This window comes from Rhodococcus sp. 15-649-2-2, from assembly GCF_002258645.1.
Taxonomy (GTDB): domain Bacteria; phylum Actinomycetota; class Actinomycetes; order Mycobacteriales; family Mycobacteriaceae; genus Rhodococcoides.
Genome location: NZ_NPFM01000030.1, coordinates 132189 through 150815 on the forward strand (window position 1 = coordinate 132189; position 18627 = coordinate 150815).

Consider the following 18627-nt stretch of genomic DNA (forward strand, 5'->3'; position numbering starts at 1 on the left):
AGGCTCGTACCGACTCAGGCGCTGGGAGTGGCCGTTCGGATACGGTCGGCGGCGGCCTCGGCCACGGCTGTGACAGTCGCGGGCTCGAGTCCACTCTGATCCGATACGACGATCTGCAGGACGGTCGAATCGACTACGGCCACCACGACGTCGGAGATCAACGTGAATCCCTCGCTGCTGGTGGTCAGACGAATGGAGGCGGACGCGTCACCGATCTGCGGTTGCTCGCGGCCCGCCAACGCGTAGTCGACGCTCACCCCGTCGGCATCCGTGCCGGTGAACTCGGCGCACCCGGTCCACGCCTGCTGCACCGATGCGAACGCCTCTGCTGTTCCGGTGCCCGTGTAGCTCGCCGCGTCCTCGTCGATCGACGAGAAGTTCGGCCCTGAGAAGCGAGCCACCGCGGACGACGCCGCACCGCCGAGTTGTTCCGAGACCGGTGCCAGTACGGCCGCGCACGCAGCCGGGTCGGTGCTGGACTTGTCGGGTGAGTCGTAGTCCGGGGCTGGGTCCAGCCCCAGGTCCCGGACCGGGTCCGGTATCGAGGAGAAGCCGTCCGGCAAATCGCCCAGCCCCAGCATCGATGCCGTCAGAACGGCGCTGTCGGTGATGGGTACACCGAGCAGGGGATCCGGAGCGGCGACGGCCGTGGGTGCCGGCGCGGTGGCCTGCGACGGTTCGTCCGAGCTGCATCCGGCGGCTGCGGCGAGTCCGACCAACGACAGCCCGGCCAGTAGACGCGTGGTGGTTCGTGTCATCGGTCACCCCAGGTGATCGAATCTCCGACCGTCTGCCGCAACACGGTCGTGCTGTCGGGATCGGTGTACATCTGATCGCCACCCGCGGTGATCGACCCACCGACGGGAAGCGGTTGTGTCAGGTCGATGTCCAGGGTTCCCGAGCCCGTATAGGTGTACGACGCGATGTTCAGCGTGCCGGAATTGTCGGGGAGGTTCCACACCGGTGATTCGGGTGTCTGCGTGATCGCGATATCCACGGTCGCCCGGTCGCCGTCGAGTGCTCGCAGCGTGACCGTCGTGCGCTGGTTCAGAGTGATTCCGCTCAGCACCTGCTGATCGACGGTCCACACGGCACCGACACCGACTTCTGCGTCGGGAAAGGCGACGGAGCGGTACACCGCGGCGTTGAACGAGCGTTCGATCGCTGCCCTGGCGGTATCGAGCGCGGCATCGGCCGGAGTGATGTGCAACGCAGTGATCGCTCCGGACTCGGTGGCCGCCAGCCGCGCCGTGGAGCCCTCGGACGCGGACAGTGCGTCGGTCAGGCCCTCGTCGGGTGAGGTGGCGGCCCCGATGGTCAGGTGGATCGACCGCGTCGCCCCGGTCGAGGCGTCGTCGTCCGGCACGGCATCGGCCGTCGACGCGCTCAGGGGCACCGTCAATTCGGGACTGGAGAAGTCCTGCGCCGCCCCGACGTCGATCTGTTGTTGGACGGTGGACGTGGTCGTGAGGTCGATGTTCTGCGAGTCCGTATCGGCCGTGTCGAACGCCAGCACGCGGCGTGGCTCGGCCCCGGGGTCGACGACGGTGGTGGTCGTCGGCGTCACCGCGATCGTCACCTCGTTCGTGGACGCTGTCTGCTCGGCTGCGGGTTCGGTGTCGGTGCTCGAACATCCCGCCACCAGAGCCACCGCGCAGCATGCAGCGAGGAAACCGGCACGGACGGTGCTGGAGTGGACAGTGCTGGCGCGATCGGTCGACTTCACGGCCACCAGGCTACTGACAGCCCGGCCGGTAGCCGTATCGCGCGGCACGGATGAGTGTCCGCCGCCGCCGATGCGCCATGATGGACAGGTGAGTGAAGACCGCGCCGACGACCCGACACCCGAGAGCAGCGGTGTCTCGGCACCGAACGAGACCGCGGACCCGAAGGGGACCGATTCCGACAGCGCTGTCGCCAGGCCCGTGAAGCCACTGAAAACTCGACTGCTGATCGCCATCGCGGCGGTGATTCTGCTGTTCGATCTGGTGACCAAGATTCTGGTCGTGCACTTCGTGAAGCCCGGAAACCCGATCGAGATCGTCGGCGACGTGGTGACGCTGCGGTTGGTACGCAACCCCGGCGCGGCGTTCTCCATGGCGACCGGCATGACGTGGTTGTTGACGGTGGTGGCCGTCGCTGTCGTCATCGGTGTGATCAAGATCGGCCGGACGCTGCGATCACCGTGGTGGGCGCTGGGATTGGGTCTGGTTCTCGGCGGCGCATTGGGCAACTTGATCGACCGCTTCTTTCGCGCTCCCGGTCCGTTCCAGGGCCACGTCGTCGACTTCGTGTCGGTGGGCTGGTGGCCGGTGTTCAATGTCGCCGACTCGTCCATCGTCTGCGGGGCGATTCTGCTTGTCGTGCTGAGCCTGTTCGGCTTCGAGCCGAACGGCGAACGCGTGACCAAGTCCAAGTCCGATGCCCCGGAGAAGGCCGACTCGTGAGGGAATCTCGTTCCATGCCGGTGCCCGACGGCTTGGACGGAATGCGGGTCGATGCCGGGCTCGCGCGATTGCTGGGGCTCTCGCGTACCGTCGCCGCCGCACTGGCCGAAGAGGGGTCGGTTCTGGTCGATCACGGTGCCGTGGGCAAGTCCGATCGTTTGGCCGCAGGCTCGTGGCTCGAAGTGACACTGCCCGAGCCCGCCCGTGAATTGACGATCGAAGCCGAACCGGTCGAGGGGATGGAGATTCTCTACGCCGACGACGACGTCGTGGCCGTGGACAAGCCCGTCGGTGTCGCTGCTCATGCCAGCGTGGGCTGGACCGGCCCGACCGTGATCGGCGGTCTGGCTGCTGCCGGGTTCCGAATTTCCACCTCCGGTGCACACGAGCGTCAGGGAATCGTGCACCGTCTCGACGTCGGAACCTCCGGGGTGATGGTGGTCGCGACGTCCGAGCGGGCGTACACCGTGCTCAAGCGTGCGTTCAAAGCGCGGACCATCGACAAGCGTTATCACGCTCTGGTGCAAGGACATCCGGATCCGAGCAGTGGAACCATCGATGCCCCGATCGGGCGACACGGCAGCAACGACTGGAAGTTCGCGGTGCGCGCGGACGGCAAGCCGAGCGTGACCCACTACGACACGGTCGAGGCGTTCCAGGCCGCGAGTTTGCTGGACGTGCACCTGGAAACCGGTCGCACACACCAGATTCGAGTGCACTTCTCGGCCCTGCGCCACCCGTGCTGCGGGGATCTGACCTACGGGGCCGATCCGCGATTGGCCGAACGGTTGGGCCTCGAACGCCAGTGGCTGCATGCCCGTTCGCTCGGCTTCGCGCATCCGTCCGACGGCCGCTGGGTGGAGATCGAGAGCAAGTATCCGGCCGACCTCGAACATGCGCTTGAGGTGCTCCGGAAGGCGTGATGCGCGGATTCTCGGGTGTGGTCGGTCTCGTCGCCGCTGCCACCTTGGTGGTCGGGGGCCTTGCCGTCGTCGGGAACCTGAACCCGCAACGGCAACTGGGTGTCGGTACCGACCGGCTCGGCCCGGACAGCGGTGAGCAGGTGACCGACTACCTGGCTCGCGCCGAGACGAGCCTGCTCCCAGGTGGTGCCGAACCCCGCTGGGGCTCTGTGTCGTTCGATCGCGCACTCACCGCCGAACAGGCCTATGCCGCAGCGAACGGCGTGCGCATCTCGCAGGTGCTCTTTCGAGTACCGCTCGATCGTGTGCAAACCCCGATACTCACGGTCGGCGTTCCGGGCAGTGAACGGTCGGTACTGAACGCGACCGCGCGCGCTGCCGGCCAGATCCAGGAATCGTTCGGCGCAGGGGACCGGCAGGCGCAGATAGAGGCGGTGTCGCAGCGCCGGTTGCTTGGCGGATGCGCGTGCGTGGTGACACTGGTGGTGCGGGGCACCGCGGCCGAGCTGAGCGAGGTGGCCGGCCGCGACGGAGTGCGGGCGGTGGAGGCGCTTCCACCCGACGCGGTGTCCGGGAAGTTCGCCGTCGAGCCGTTGCTTCCGGAGTACGTCGACATCGTCGGGCCGCTGCCGGACGACGGGCCGATTCCGGCGGAATGAGGGCAACTCCAGTCTCGTTCGTCACACGCGTCACGTCCTCCCAGGACACACCGACAGCTACGAAAATTCTGTCGGTTCCACCGCTTAGAGTGGGTGCATTCGCGGCTCGTATTTTCGAAAACGCACGACCTTCAGGAGAGAACCTTCGTGGCCGATTCGTTCGTTCATCTGCACAACCACACCGAATATTCGATGCTCGACGGTGCCGCCAAGATCGGGGCCATGTTCGCCGAGGCGGCGCGGTTGGAGATGACGGCGGTCGGGATGACCGACCACGGCAACATGTACGGAGCCAGCGAGTTCTACAACGAGGCCAAGAAGGCCGGTATCAAACCGATCATCGGTATCGAGGCCTACATCGCCCCGGAGTCTCGGTTCAACAAGAAGCGCGTGCTGTGGGGCGATCGGAGCCAGAAGTCCGACGACGTCTCCGGTAGTGGTGCGTACACGCACATGACGATGGTCGCCGAGAACGCCACCGGCGTCCGCAACCTGTTCAAGTTGTCGTCACTCGCGTCGATCGAGGGTCAGCTCGGCAAATGGGCGCGCATGGACGAGGAGATCATTGCCTCGCATGCGGAAGGCATCATCGCCACCACCGGCTGCCCGTCCGGCGAGGTACAGACTCGGCTCCGGCTCGGCCAGGAGCGTGAGGCGCTCGAAGCTGCAGCCAAGTGGCAGGAGATCTGGGGACCGGACAACTTCTTCCTGGAACTGATGGATCACGGCCTGTCCATCGAGCGACGCGTCCGCGAGGGCCTGCTCGACATCGGTAAGAAGCTCTCCATCCCGCCGCTCGCTACCAACGACTGCCATTACGTCACCAAGGACGCCGCCGAGAACCACGAGGCGCTGCTGTGCATTCAGACCGGCAAAACGCTGAGTGACCCCACCCGCTTCAAGTTCGACGGCGACGGTTACTACCTCAAGTCGGCCGCCGAGATGCGCGCACTGTGGGACGACCAGGTGCCCGGTGCCTGCGACAGCACGCTACTCATCGCCGAGCGAGTCCAGCCGTACGACGAGGTGTGGGCGCACCGAGACCGGATGCCCATCTTCCCGGTTCCCGAGGGCCACACTCAGGGCACCTGGCTGCGCCACGAGGTCATGACCGGGCTCGAGCGTCGGTTCCCCGACGGCCCGGCCGAGGACTACCTCGCGCGGGCCGAGTACGAGATCAAGGTCATCCTGGAAATGGGCTTCCCGGCCTACTTCCTCGTGGTCGGCGACCTGATCAACCATGCCAAGGCCGTCGGCATCCGCGTCGGGCCCGGACGAGGCTCCGCGGCCGGATCGTTGGTGGCTTATGCCATGGGCATCACCAACATCGATCCACTGCCACACGGTCTGCTGTTCGAGCGATTCCTCAACCCCGAGCGCGTGTCGATGCCCGATATCGATATCGACTTCGACGATCGCCGCCGCGGTGAAATGGTCCGCTATGCCACCGAGAAGTGGGGCAGCGATCGCGTCGCTCAGGTCATCACCTTCGGCACCATCAAGACCAAGGCGGCCATCAAGGACTCTGCGAGGGTGCAGTTCGGTCAGCCGGGCTTCGGCATCGCCGATCAGATCACCAAGGCGTTGCCGCCGCCCATCATGGCCAAGGACATCTCGGTAGCGGGCATCACCGATCCGTCGCACGAGCGCTACAAGGAGGCCGTCGAAGTCCGTGCGCTCATCGATTCCAACCCCGACGTCGCGACGATCTACAAGACGGCCAAGGGCCTCGAAGGCCTGATCCGCAATGCAGGCGTGCACGCCTGCGCGGTCATCATGTCCTCGGAGCCGCTCACCGACGCCATTCCGGTGTGGAAGCGCGCGCAGGACGGCGCGATCATCACCGGCTGGGATTACCCGTCGTGTGAGGCCATCGGCCTGCTCAAGATGGACTTCCTCGGTCTGCGCAACCTCACCGTCATCGGTGACGCGATCGACAACATCAAGGCCAACCGCGGGATCGAGATCGACCTCGACGCACTGCCGCTCGACGATCCGGCCACGTTCGATCTGCTCTCTCGCGGAGACACACTCGGCGTGTTCCAGCTCGACGGAAGCGCCATGCGAGACTTGCTGCGCCGCATGCAGCCCACCGGCTTCGAGGACATCGTCGCCGTTCTCGCCCTGTACCGCCCCGGTCCGATGGGCATGAACTCCCACAACGATTACGCCGACCGCAAGAACGGTAGGCAAGAGGTCAAGCCGATTCACCCCGAGCTCGAAGAGCCACTCAAGGTGATTCTCGGTGAAACGTACGGCCTGGTGGTCTACCAGGAGCAGATCATGCAACTCGCGCAGAAGGTCGCCGGGTACACCCTCGGCCAAGCCGACCTGCTGCGCCGCGCCATGGGAAAGAAGAAGCTCTCCGAGCTCGAGAAGGCGTACGCCGGGTTCCGACAGGGCATGTTGGACAACGGTTTCTCCGAGGCGGCCATCAAGGCGCTGTGGGACACCGTGCTGCCGTTCGCCGGCTACGCGTTCAACAAGTCGCACTCGGCGGGCTACGGGCTGGTGTCGTACTGGACCGCGTATCTCAAGGCGAACTACCCGGCCGAGTACATGGCCGGACTGCTCACCAGCGTCGGCGACGACAAGGACAAGGCCGCGATCTATCTCGCCGACTGCCGCAAGCTGGGCATCACCGTGCTGCCTCCCGACGTCAACGAATCCGAGCTGAACTTCGCGTCGGTCGGCAAAGACATTCGGTTCGGTCTCGGTGCGGTGCGCAACGTGGGCACCAACGTGGTCGCCTCGATCATCAGGGCGCGATCGGAGAAGTCGAAGTACACCGATTTCTCGGACTACCTGGGCAAGATCGACGCAATTGCCTGCAGCAAGAAGGTCACCGAATCCCTCATCAAGGCAGGCGCTTTCGACTCGCTCGACCATCCACGCAAAGGTCTGATGCTCATTCACGCCGACGCGATCGACGCGGTGATGGGCACCAAGAAGGCCGAGGCAATAGGTCAGTTCGATCTGTTCGGCGGCGAGGACGCCGACGAGTCCATCTCCGCGGTGTTCAACGTGCGGGTGCCGGACGAGGAGTGGGAATCCAAGCACCGGCTCGCCCTCGAACGCGAGATGCTCGGCCTGTACGTCTCCGGCCACCCGCTCCTGGGCGTCGAGCACATGCTGGCCGCGAAGTCCGACTGCAATATCCCGACCATTCTCGAAGGTGACATCAAGGACGGCACACAGGTCACCGTCGGCGGAATTCTGGCCTCGGTCAACCGTCGGATCAACAAGAACGGTCTGACGTGGGCGTCGGCTCAGCTCGAGGATCTGGCCGGTGGTATCGAAGTGCTGTTCTTCCCACAGGCGTACTCGGTGTTCGGTGCCGATGTCACCGAGGACTCGGTGGTACTCGTCAAGGGTCGGGTGTCGGTGCGCGACGACCGGGTCTCCTTGATCGCGAACGACCTTGCGGTACCAGATCTTTCGGCGATCGGTATCGACAAGCCACTCGCGGTCAGTCTGCCGACGCGGCTGTGCACGGCGGACAAGGTCGGTGCCCTCAAACGAGTCCTGTCCAGCCACCCGGGAACCTCGGATGTGCACCTTCGGCTGGTGAGCGGCGACAAGATCACCACGATGAAGCTGGACGACAGTCTGCGCGTCACGCCGACATCGGCGTTGATGGGAGACCTGAAGGCGCTACTGGGACCCGGCTGCTTGACGGGGTGACGCAGGCCGGGTCGGGTGTAGCTCGGTGAGGAGCAGCGTCCACCAGGCCGCGACCGCGATTGTGGCACCGGCGAGTACTGCGGCGTGCAGTGAGCCGGCGATGACGAGCGTCACGACGAACACGAATGATCCCAGCGCGAGGGCTTCCAGTTTGTAGACCGGCCACGCGATGCCTGCGATGTCGACGCTGCGCAGGGCAGCGGTGGGTCGGGGGCTCACCCGGGCGCTCGTGAAGGTCATCGCGTTCTCCTCTGCTGCGCCCGGGGTGGTGATGATTCGGCTGTCCGGCGCGCGAAGTTCAGACTATACCCATCGAAAGATTCGGTCCACCGAACTTGGCATCTGGACCAGGCAATGTGGCTGATCTCGTGGCGTCACGCGCACGAGAGGTGTTCACTGAAAGTCATGCCATTGACAGGAGAATACGAACCGAGTTCATCCGACTGGGCCCGTGAGCAGGCCGAGCGATACGAGAACTCCGGCGGAACCGAGGGCACGACGATGAACGGGATGCCGGTCGTGCTGCTGACCACCAAGGGGAACAAGAGCGGCAAGCTGCGCAAGTCGCCGTTGATGAGAGTCGAGCACGACGGCGAGTACGCCATCGTGGCCTCGTTGGGCGGAGCGCCCAAGCACCCCGTCTGGTACCACAACGTCAAAGCCGAGCCGCTCGTCGAGTTGCAGGACGGAACCGAGAAGCACGACTACGTCGCTCGCGAGGTGACCGGCGACGAGAAAGCCGTGTGGTGGGAACGCTCGGTCGCGGCCTACCCCGATTACGCGGACTACCAGAAGAAGACCGATCGCGAGATCCCGGTGTTCGTCCTCTCGCGCGTCTGAACAGGATCCGTCGGTCCGTGGAACGGTCCCGAGTGGGTGACCGTTCCACTCTGGTGGCAGCATGTGCTGGTGTCTTCATCCCCTGACCTCGCCTCCCAGCTCCCATCGTCGGTAGCCGTCACCGCTGCCGATATCGATGCCGCTGCGGTGCGAATTTCGTCGGTGGTGGCCGCAACACCCCTGCAGTTGTGCGAGCGGTTGTCGGCGGAGACCGGCGCGAGGGTCTACCTCAAGCGCGAAGACCTGCAGATCGTGCGGTCGTACAAAATTCGTGGCGCGTACAACCTGATGGACCAGCTGACCGATGCCGAGCGTTCTGTCGGCGTGGTCACCGCGAGCGCAGGCAACCATGCTCAGGGAGTGGCGTTCGCGTGTCGCTCGATGCAGGTGCACGGTCGCATCTACGTTCCCGCGAACACCCCCAAGCAGAAGCGCGACCGAATCCGAGTGCACGGCGGTGACTTCGTGGAGCTCATCGTCATCGGCGATACGTTCGATGCCGCGGCCGCAGCCGCGGCCGCCGATGTCGCCCGCACCGGTGCCACCATGGTGCCGCCGTTCGACGATCCGCGAACCGTGGCCGGGCAGGGCACCATTGCCGCCGAGATGATCGATCAGCTCGGCGGGGCACCCGATGTCGTCGTGATGCCCGTCGGCGGAGGCGGATGCATCGCAGGCATCTCCAGCTACCTTCGTGAGCGCGCACCGCAGACGTCACTGGTGGGTGTCGAACCGTCCGGCGCGGCATCCATGACCGCCGCGCTGATCGCCGGTGGTCCGGTGACGCTCTCCGAGATCGATCCGTTCGTCGACGGGGCCGCCGTCCGCCGCATCGGCGACGTGCCGTACGCAGCGTTGCAGTCGCTCGGTGCCACGGTGGTGTCCCATGCTTCGTTGCCGCTGATCACCGCGCCCGTGTTCGACAGTTCCGGCCCCGGTGCATTCCTGATCACCCAGATCGACGAGGGCGCGGTCTGTACCGCAATGCTCGAGCTATACCAGAACGAAGGCGTCATCGCCGAGCCTGCAGGCGCGTTGGCCGTTGCGGCGCTCGAGCATCTCGACATCGCGCCGGGAAGCACAGTCGTGTGCTTGGTGTCCGGCGGCAACAACGACGTCTCTCGCTACGGCGAAATTCTCGAGCGATCGCTCGTTCACCTGGGCCTGAAGCACTACTTCCTCGTGGACTTTCCGCAGGAGCCCGGCGCACTGCGTCGCTTTCTCGACGAAGTCCTCGGGCCCGAGGACGACATCACCCTGTTCGAGTACGTCAAGCGCAACAACCGGGAGACGGGTGCCGCGCTAGTCGGCATTCAACTCGGCGCTGCGGACGGCCTCTCTTCTCTCCTCGAACGTATGCGGTCATCGCACCTGCAGGTGGAGCAGCTGGAGCCGGGTTCGCCGGTGTACCGGTACCTGACCTGAGTCAGCGACCGAGCAGGCGATCGACGACGCGTTTGTGCAGTTCGGGGTCCACGGCCGGCAGGTCGAGCACGGCACCGAGGTAGATTCCGTCGCCGACGAGCCGGATGATCTCGGCCTGCACGGGATCGTCGATTTCGGTACGCAGACCCTCGTCCCACAATCGCATCATGTCGACGACGGCCTCCTGAACCTCGTCGGAATTGCCGTCCACGCTCCGCAACGCGGCCAATGTCGATCGATAGAGAGCGATCTCCTTCTCCGAGATCGAATCCGGCGGTTGCAGATACCACTCGGCCACGGACGTCCCGCCTGCTGCGGCGTCGGCGCGCTGCTCGTCCGCCTGGGCGCCGAGTCGTCGCACCATGGCCGCCACCAGAGCGTCCTTGGTCTTGAAGTGGTACAGCAGTCCGCCCTTCGATACGCCTGCGGCGGCAGCGACGCTGTCGAGGGTCACCTTGGTCATACCGTGCTCGATCAGCATCGATTCCAGTGCGTCGAGTATTCGGTCCCGCGTGTCCGATGACATGAAATTCACTTTACCGGCTGGACGGTTCGCGGTACTCTCAATCACTGTACCGGCTGGACGGTTGGTGCTCTCGAGCGTTTCGGACCCGGCGATCGCCGGCGCACCGGGCGCAGAACGTAGGAGATGTAGTGAGTGACATGCGCACCGGTTCGGTGCACGAGGTAGCCGGGGGATCCGAGCACCGGGCGACCCCGCGGGACTGGCTCGGTCTGGTGGTACTGGCGTTCGCCGTGTTGCTCATCGCTGTCGATGGCACTGTCCTCGACCTGGCATTGCCTTTCATCAGTTCGGACTTGGCACCGACCAGCAACCAGTTGCTGTGGATCATCGATGTCTATTCGTTCGTGCTGGCCGGCCTGCTCATCACCATGGGTACGCTCGGCGACCGAATCGGCCGTCGCCGATTGCTACTGATCGGTGCCGCGGGCTTCGGCATCGCCTCACTCGTAGCGGCCGTGTCGACCAGCGCGGAGATGCTGATCGCGGCCCGCGTGTTGCAGGGTATTTCCGGTGCGACACTGATGCCCGCGACCCTGGGCTTGATTCGCACCATCTTCCTGAACCCGCGTCAACGCGTTGCCGCGATCGGCGTCTGGGGTGCGATGGCCGGTGGCGGTGCCGCTGCCGGTCCGCTCGTGGGCGGTTGGCTGCTCGAGCACTTCTGGTGGGGATCGGTGTTTCTCATCAACATCCCCGTCATGCTCGTGCTGATCGCGCTCGGCCCGCTGGTGATTCCCGAGTCGAAGGACCCGAACCCGGGCCGGTTCGACCTGACGAGTTCGGCGCTGTCGATGCTCGCCATAGTGCCGCTGGTATTCGCGGTGAAGGAGACCGCAGCACACGGCTTCGACGTGGTCTACCTTCTGTCCGCGGTGGTCGGTGTGATCGCCGGATACGTGTTCGTCCGCCGTCAGCGCACTCTCGCGGCACCGATGATCGACCTGAGACTGTTTGCCAACCGGGCCTTCTCGACGGGCGTCGCAACGAACTTCCTGTCGGTGTTCGCCCTCGCCGGGGTTCTGTTCTTCGGTTCGCAGTATCTGCAGCTCGTGCTCGGCAACAGCCCGCTCGAGGCGGGTCTTCTGCTGCTGCCCGGTACCGCCGCCAGCATCGTCACCTCACTGCTGGTTGCGGTCCTGGTTCGATACTTCAGTGCGGGAACAGTTCTCGGGGTCGCAATGTTCGTCGCCGCCGCGGGTGCCGGGCTCCTGGTCGGCCTCGCAACCGACAGCGGCCCGGCCCTGTTCATTGCCGGGTTCGTCCTCGTGGGGGCCGGTGTCGGTGTCGCGCTGACGCTGACCTCCGAGCTGGTGGTCAGTGCCGTCGAGCCCGAACGGGCGGGAGCTGCCTCGGCAGTGTCGGAAACCGCATACGAACTGGGTATCGCACTGGGCGTCGCACTACTGGGCACCGTTGTCATGGCGATCTTCCGTCGCGGCATCGACGTCACGCAGCTGACCCCCGAGCTGGGGGCCAGGGCCGGTGAGACTCTCGGCGGTGCCGACGCGGTGGCCCGTGAGCTGCCGGACTCGGTGGCGACGGTCCTACTGGACTCCGCGCATGCTGCCTTCGTCTCGGGCATGCATGTCGCGGCCGTCGCCACCGCGGTGGTGCTGGCGATCACCGCCGTGTTCGTCCTGGTCAATCTACGCAGGCGTCAGGATTCCAGTACGACGACGGAGTGACCGGGAATCGTTGTGGCAGAGCCAGTTTCGTCCGATGTCGTCGGCTCCCACTCGAGCAGTGGTGAGCCGCCGACCGGCACGGTCACAGCAGATTCGGACAGATTGCACGCCACACTGAGTCGGCTGCGGCGAACGACGATCCATTTCGCGTCCTCGTCGTAGTCCACCTTCACGTGGTCCAGCCACGGGTCGGTCAGTTCGGTCCGGTCGCGGCGCAGCCTCAACAGATCGCGGTAGACGGCCAGCAGTCGTGCATGGTCGCCGTCGCCCAGTTCCGACCAGTTCAGCTTCGACCGGGTGAAGGTCTCGGGATCCTGTGGGTCCGGGATATCGCTCTTGTCCCAGCCATGTTCGGCGAATTCCGCCTTGCGTCCCTCGGCGGTCGCCTTACCGAGCTCGGGCTCTGGATGCGAGGTGAAGAACTGGAACGGCGTCGACGCTCCCCACTCCTCTCCCATGAACAACATCGGTGTGTAGGGCGAGGTCAACACCAGAGCAGCCTTGATTGCGAGCTGGCCGGGGGAGAGGTAGAAACCCGGTCGATCGCCGATTGCGCGGTTACCGACCTGATCGTGAGTGGTCGTGTAGGTCACCAGTGAACTGGCCGGAATTCGGCGCGTGTCCAGCGGGCGGCCGTGGATCCGACCGCGGAAGCTCGAATACGTTCCGGCATGAAAGAACCCCTGCCGCAGCGTGTTCGCCAAACCCTGGAGGGAACCGAAATCGCCGTAGTAGCCCTGCCGCTCACCGGAGACAGCCGCGTGGATCGCGTGGTGAATGTCGTCGTCCCATTGCGCGTCGAGTCCGTAGCCGCCACCCGACCGTGCCGTGATCAGCGAAGGATCGTTGAGGTCGCTCTCGGCGATCAGGGTCAGTGGACGACCGAGATGCGCTGACAGGGTGCGGGTTTCGATCGAGAGCTGCTCGAGCAGATGCACCGCAGTGTGGTCGACTATCGCGTGTACTGCATCCAGCCGCAACGCGTCGATGTGGAACTCGGAGAACCAACGCAGAGCGTTGTCCAGGGCGTATCGCCGAACCTCGCCCGAGTCTGCATCGGCATAGTTGATTGCCTGGCCCCAGCTGTTGGCCCCTTCGGTCATGTAGGGGCCGAAGCGTTCGAGATAATTACCGGACGGGCCGAGGTGGTTGTAGACCACATCGAGGACAACGCCGATGCCGCGGCCGTGGCAGGCGTCGACCAAGCGCTGCAACCCTTCCGGGCCGCCGTACTCCTCGTGCACGGTGTACCAGAGCACTCCGTCGTATCCCCAGTTGTGCACGCCGTTGAATCCGTTGACCGGCATGATCTCGATGAACGACACGCCCAGTTCGACCAAGTGATCGAGCTTGCCGATGGCCGCCTCGAACGTGCCCTCGTCGGTGAACGTGCCGATGTGCAATTCGTAGATCGAGGAGCCGGGTAGTTGACGCCCGGTCCACGCCGCATCGGTCCACAGCGTGGGATCGACGTCGAACACCTGGGACAGCTCGTGCACGCCGTCGGGCTGCCGCGGTGATCGCGGATCGGGCAGTGCCTTGTCTGCGTCGTCGAGCAGGTAGCCGTATCGAGAGTTCGGTGTGGCGTCGACGTCGGCATGCCACCACCCGTCCGAGGAGCGCTGCATCGGATGCACCGAGTCGTCGAGTTGCAATCGGACCGTCTCGGGGGACGGTGCCCAGACCTGGAATCGTCGTGTCGTCGGCGAAGAGGTCACTGCTGTCACTGCTGTCGATGTCACTGTGTCACCGCTTCTTCGTTGTCGCGCACCAGGAGTGCGACCGGGAGTGAGGCGAACATCTCGGCTACCGAGACGGTGCCCGTGTGTTCGGAGCCGGTGATGCGATCGCGCCAGCTGCCATCAGGCAGCGTCACGGATGTGTCGCCCCAGCCCGTCTCGGATACTCCGAGCGAGAGTCTGGTCGCCAGTGCGATCACGTCGGCGTTTCCGGGAACCGGTCCGCGTGCGAATCCGACGAGGTGCTCGGCCGCGGATCCGTCCGCGACGATCGGCGCGTAGGTGCCACCGACGAAGCTCTCCGGCCGTTCGCGGCGCACGTGCAGCGCGGAGCGAACCACAGCCAGCTTGGCAGCACCCGTATCGATCGAGAGCGCATCGGTGTTCGACGCGGCGAGCATCGATCGACGGACGGAGTAGTCGACGGGTCTGCGGTTGTCGGGGTCGACGAGCGAGTCCTCCCACAACTCGGTGCCCTGGTACACATCGGGGATGCCGGGCCCGGCCAGATTCAACAGTTTCTGACCCAGCGCATCGGAATGGCCATGGGGAGCGAGCTTGTCGACCAGCATCGTCATCGATCGAGCGACGGCACCGTCGAAGATGGCGTCGAGCCAGCTGTGTACCGCGGACTCGAACTCCTCGTCCGGAGCAGTCCACGTCGTGCGGAGGGCGGCCTCGCGGATTGCCTTCTCCGCGTAGGCTTGAACGCGCTCACGCAGCGTGGACGTGATCACTCCGTCGACCGGCCAGATGCCGAAAAGGTTCTGCCACAAAAACATTCCGGTTGTACCGTCGGGACTCGGGGTCAGTTCTTCCCAGTCCGTGATGCAGTGAGCCCACAGTTCGGGAGTCTGTGACAGCACGCCGATTCGCGCCCGTACGTCCTCGCCGCGTTTGGTGTCGTGAGTCGACAGGGTGGTCATCGCAGCCGGCCAGCGTCGCGCTCGATCGGCATTGGTCAGATGGTAATACGCTGTGCTGCAACCGAATCGGCTCGGGTCGCCGCCCACTTCCTGTAGGGAGATCAACCGGTTGGCGCGGTAGAACAGGCAGTCCTCTACGCCCTTGGCCGTGACTGCACCGCAGACCTGGTCGAAGCGGACCGGCGATTCTGCACCGGTGACGAGGGCGGTCGCCAGTGCGCCCAGACCGCCGGCCAGGTCCGGCTGCTCCTCGCCGACAGCAGCGATCACGCCCGGCAGCACGCCGGCGAGCGGCGCGTAGTCGGTCCGGTAGACCGGGACGGCCGCGACGACGGCAACGATCGCGTCGATGACGGACTCGAGGTCGACGGTGGTGCCGGACTCGCGAACCACGGCCCGAGCGAGGCGTCGCACCTCGGGGGACAGGTCGCCGCGCGCAACGGCGGTCTTGAGATCCAACTCGGTCTCGTGCAATGTCTCGGCGTCGTAGGCGATGCCCGAGCGCACCTGAGACAGAGCAGTGAGTGCATGCACGCCCTCCGGGTCGACGAACACTCCGCCGACCGCGGCCAACGCGTCGTACCCGGTCGTTCCGTCGACGGGAAGCGACTCGTCCAGCGGTTCACCGTCGGCCAGAATCTTTTCGATGACGAGCCACCGGTCGGGCCCGAGAAGTCCGCGCAGTTCGGTGAGGTAGCCGGCGGGGTCGGCCAGACCGTCGGGATGGTCGACCCGCAGTCCGTCGATCAGGCCGTCGTCGATCCAACCGGCCACCTGGCGGTGGGAGTCGGTGAAGACGTCGAGGTCTTCCTGCCGAATTCCCGCCAGGCCGTTCACGGAGAAGAACCGTCGGTATCCGATCAGCCCGTCGGACCAGCTCACCAATCGGTAGGCCTGACGGTCGTGTACGGCCTGCACATCATCGCCGTCGGTGCCGTCAGCGATGGGGAAGCGGTGCTCGTAGAACGCGAGGAGAGGCTGCTCCTCCGAGTGGTCGACGGTGAGCTCACCGACGTCGCTCGCGCTGCCGAGCACGGGGATTGCAATCTTGCCGTCGACGCCGTTGTCGGCTCCGAAGTCGATGTCGAAGTACGTCGCGTACTCGGAGTCGCGACCGCGTCGCAGCACGTCCCACCACCACGCGTTCTGCCGTGGGTCCTCCACTCCGACGTGGTTGGGGACGATGTCGACGATTATCCCCATGCCCAGCTCTGCGGCACGAGAATGCAACTGCGTCAACGCTTCTCGACCGCCCAGGGCGGCCGACACCGTCGAGGTATCGGTGACGTCGTATCCGTGTGTCGATCCGTCGGTCGCAGTAAGGATCGGCGACAGATACAGGTGTGTGACCCCGAGGTCGTGGAGGTAATCGACCACGTCGGAGGCATCGGCCAGGGTGAAGGCATCGCCCCGCAGTTGTAACCGGTAAGTACTGGTGGGCAGCGGCATGTGTCAGGCAGTCTTTCGTAGAACGAGTAGGGAACGAGCGGTGACTTCCACCGGTGTACCCGCTTCTATCGATTTCTCACCCGCTCCCGTTCGGGCTGCTGTGTCCAAGGCGACCGTCCACTCCTTGGCGTAGTTCCCGTCCGGGGTCACGAACTCGAGCGTCTCGTGATGTGCGTTGAAGCACAACAGGAACGAGTCGTCCACCACGCGCTCACCGCGCTGGTTCGGTTCCGGAATTCCTTCGCCGTTGAGGAACACGGTCAGCGACTTGCCGAAGCCGCTGTCCCAGTCCTCGGGCGTCATCTCTTCGCCCGCAGGGGTCAGCCACGCGATGTCTCGTGCCTGCTCGCCGGTTCGGATGGGACGGCCCTCGAAGAACCGGCGCCGGCGGAACACCGGGTGCTCGGCGCGCAATGCGATGGCGTTGCGAGTGAACTCGATCAGTTCGGCGTTGGTCTCGGCCAACGACCAGTCCATCCATGCCAGTTCGGAGTCCTGGCAGTAGACGTTGTTGTTGCCCTGCTGTGTTCGTGCCATCTCGTCGCCGTGAGCGATCATCGGCGTACCTTGGCTGAGCAGCAGCGTCGCCATGATGTTGCGGATCTGGCGGGCTCGGAGGTCCAGAATTTCCGGATCGTCGGTCGGTCCCTCGACGCCGCAGTTCCAGGATCGGTTGTGACTCTCGCCGTCGTTGTTGCCCTCGCCGTTGGCCTCGTTGTGCTTGTCGTTGTAGGAGACGAGATCGTTGAGGGTGAAGCCGTCGTGGGCAATGACGAAGTTGATACTTGCCCCGGGGCGACGACCGTTCGACTCGTACAGATCCGAGGATCCGGTCAGCCTCGACGCGAACTCGCCCAGCGTCGCGGGCTCCCCGCGCCAGTAGTCACGCACAGTGTCGCGGTACTTGCCGTTCCACTCCGTCCACAGGCCGGGGAAGTTGCCGACCTGGTAGCCGCCCTCACCGATGTCCCAGGGCTCGGCGATCAGCTTCACCTGGCTGACGACCGGATCCTGCTGAACGAGATCGAAGAATGCACTGAGGCGATCGACGTCGTGCAGTTCGCGAGCCAACGTGGATGCGAGGTCGAATCGGAACCCGTCCACGTGCATCTCGGTCACCCAGTAGCGCAACGAGTCCATGATCAGCTGCAGCGTGTGCGGGTGCCGGGCGTTGAGACTGTTGCCGGTACCGGTGTAGTCCATGTAGTGCTCGAGATCGCCGTCGACGAGCCGGTAGTACGCAGCGTTGTCGATGCCGCGGAAGCTGATGGTCGGGCCCATGTGATTGCCCTCGGCGGTGTGGTTGTAGACCACGTCGAGGATCACCTCGATGCCGGCGGCGTGGAACGAGCGAACCATGGCCTTGAACTCGGTGACCGCCGCACCGGGGGACTGCAGTGAGGAATATTCCGCGTGAGGGGCCAGGAATCCGAATGTGTTGTAGCCCCAGTAGTTTCGCAGTCCCTTGTCCAGCAGAACCTGATCCTGCATGAACTGGTGCACCGGCATCAGTTCGATGGCCGTGACTCCGAGGTGGTTGAGGTGATCGATGATCGCCGGATGCGCCAGCCCGGCGTAGGTGCCGCGCTCGGCCTCGGGAATGTCGGGGTGGTTGATCGTCATGCCCTTGACGTGGGCCTCGTAGATCACGGTCTCGTGGTACGGGCGTTTCGGGGCGCGATCCGCCTGCCAATCGAAGAACGGGTTGATCACGACGGTGGTCATCGTGTGACCGAGCGAATCATGCTGGGGGAAGTCGTTGTTCGGCGCGTCGTCGTGCGCGATGGGAGCTTCCTCGATGATCTCGTCGTCGGGATCGGCGAGGTCGGCGGCGTCCTCGAACGGTGCCTCGGCGTCGAGTGAATCCGCGGATTCCTCGTCGATCTGTACCTCGGCCTCGGGTTCGGGAGCGGGCGCGTCCATGTTGTACGAGAACAGCGATCGGTCGCCGTCGAACGATCCCTCGAACGCCTTGCCGTACGGATCCACGAGCAGCTTGCTCGGGTCGCAGCGATGCCCGGCTGCCGGATCCCAGGGGCCGTGAACGCGGTAGCCGTAGCGCTGACCCGGTACCACTGTGGGCAGATATGCGTGCCAGACGTAGCCGTCGGACTCCTCGAAACGGATGCGGGTCTCGGTTCCGTCGTCGGCGATCAAACACAGATCCACGGCCTCCGCGACCTCGGAAAACAGTGCGAAATTGGTTCCTGCTCCGTCGTAGGTCGCGCCGAGCGGATAGGCGGATCCCGGCCATACTGCGATGGCAGGCGTGTCGTCGGAGGCTTCGTGCAGCATGGATCAACCCTACTGTGGCGGGTGGGCCC

General features: G+C 65.0%; 14 protein-coding genes. 7 read left to right on the forward strand and 7 right to left on the reverse strand.

The window, feature by feature from the left end:
* Window positions 1-14: 14 nt before the first annotated feature.
* Both CH305_RS20190 and CH305_RS20195 read right to left on the reverse strand, forming a co-directional pair.
* On the reverse strand, window positions 15-758 hold the full coding sequence (locus tag CH305_RS20190) for a sensor domain-containing protein (RefSeq protein WP_032403956.1): 744 nt from the start codon (window positions 756-758) through the stop codon (window positions 15-17).
* A complete protein-coding gene (locus tag CH305_RS20195; protein ID WP_256983902.1) occupies window positions 755-1726 on the reverse strand; it encodes a hypothetical protein in 972 nt (323 codons plus the stop codon). Before CH305_RS20195 ends, CH305_RS20190 begins: the two co-directional genes overlap by 4 nt.
* Window positions 1727-1814: 88 nt before the next feature.
* Between CH305_RS20195 and lspA the strand changes: the two genes are divergently transcribed.
* The 4 genes from lspA (at window position 1815) to dnaE (ending at window position 7713) form a co-directional block, all read left to right on the forward strand.
* Entirely contained in the window at window positions 1815-2447 is a 633-nt protein-coding gene (gene lspA, locus CH305_RS20200; protein WP_094704724.1) for a signal peptidase II, read from the forward strand.
* Window positions 2444-3370, forward strand: coding sequence for an RluA family pseudouridine synthase (locus CH305_RS20205; RefSeq protein ID WP_032379030.1), 927 nt, complete (start codon window positions 2444-2446; stop codon window positions 3368-3370). Before lspA ends, CH305_RS20205 begins: the two co-directional genes overlap by 4 nt.
* Window positions 3370-4029 carry a hypothetical protein gene (locus CH305_RS20210; RefSeq protein WP_094704725.1) on the forward strand — a complete coding sequence of 220 codons (660 nt, stop codon included), beginning with the start codon at window positions 3370-3372 and terminating at the stop codon, window positions 4027-4029. Before CH305_RS20205 ends, CH305_RS20210 begins: the two co-directional genes overlap by 1 nt.
* A 147-nt stretch (window positions 4030-4176) precedes the next feature.
* The gene (gene dnaE, locus CH305_RS20215; RefSeq protein WP_032379028.1) at window positions 4177-7713 is read left to right on the forward strand and encodes a DNA polymerase III subunit alpha; all 3537 of its coding nucleotides are present in this window, start codon (window positions 4177-4179) and stop codon (window positions 7711-7713) included.
* Here the strand turns inward: dnaE and CH305_RS20220 are convergent.
* Window positions 7684-7953 (reverse strand): hypothetical protein, encoded by a 270-nt coding sequence (locus tag CH305_RS20220; protein ID WP_094704726.1) that lies wholly within the window; start codon window positions 7951-7953, stop codon window positions 7684-7686. The genes dnaE and CH305_RS20220 overlap by 30 nt on opposite strands.
* Window positions 7954-8118: 165 nt before the next feature.
* Between CH305_RS20220 and CH305_RS20225 the strand changes: the two genes are divergently transcribed.
* Window positions 8119-8553: a nitroreductase family deazaflavin-dependent oxidoreductase gene (locus CH305_RS20225; protein WP_032403960.1), complete on the forward strand. Its 435-nt coding sequence runs from the start codon at window positions 8119-8121 to the stop codon at window positions 8551-8553.
* A 69-nt stretch (window positions 8554-8622) separates the two neighbouring features.
* Window positions 8623-9978, forward strand: coding sequence for a threonine ammonia-lyase IlvA (gene ilvA / locus CH305_RS20230; protein WP_037151214.1), 1356 nt, complete (start codon window positions 8623-8625; stop codon window positions 9976-9978).
* A gap of 1 nt (window position 9979) precedes the next feature.
* Here the strand turns inward: ilvA and CH305_RS20235 are convergent, their stop codons facing one another.
* Window positions 9980-10504 (reverse strand): TetR/AcrR family transcriptional regulator, encoded by a 525-nt coding sequence (locus tag CH305_RS20235; protein ID WP_032404059.1) that lies wholly within the window; start codon window positions 10502-10504, stop codon window positions 9980-9982.
* 137 nt (window positions 10505-10641) lie between these two features.
* Between CH305_RS20235 and CH305_RS20240 the strand changes: the two genes are divergently transcribed.
* Window positions 10642-12189, forward strand: a complete 1548-nt coding sequence (locus CH305_RS20240) for an MFS transporter (RefSeq protein WP_094610191.1) — start codon at window positions 10642-10644, stop codon at window positions 12187-12189.
* Here the strand turns inward: CH305_RS20240 and treZ are convergent.
* From treZ to glgX, 3 genes are read right to left on the reverse strand one after another with little or no spacing between them, the layout of a single operon-like run.
* Window positions 12162-13931, reverse strand: a complete 1770-nt coding sequence (gene treZ, locus CH305_RS20245) for a malto-oligosyltrehalose trehalohydrolase (RefSeq protein ID WP_256983903.1) — start codon at window positions 13929-13931, stop codon at window positions 12162-12164. The two genes, CH305_RS20240 and treZ, sit on opposite strands and share 28 nt — an antisense overlap.
* Window positions 13928-16303 (reverse strand): malto-oligosyltrehalose synthase, encoded by a 2376-nt coding sequence (gene treY, locus CH305_RS20250; protein ID WP_094704727.1) that lies wholly within the window; start codon window positions 16301-16303, stop codon window positions 13928-13930. Before treY ends, treZ begins: the two co-directional genes overlap by 4 nt.
* A gap of 3 nt (window positions 16304-16306) precedes the next feature.
* Window positions 16307-18598 carry a glycogen debranching protein GlgX gene (gene glgX, locus CH305_RS20255; RefSeq protein ID WP_094704728.1) on the reverse strand — a complete coding sequence of 764 codons (2292 nt, stop codon included), beginning with the start codon at window positions 18596-18598 and terminating at the stop codon, window positions 16307-16309.
* Window positions 18599-18627 lie beyond the last annotated feature (29 nt).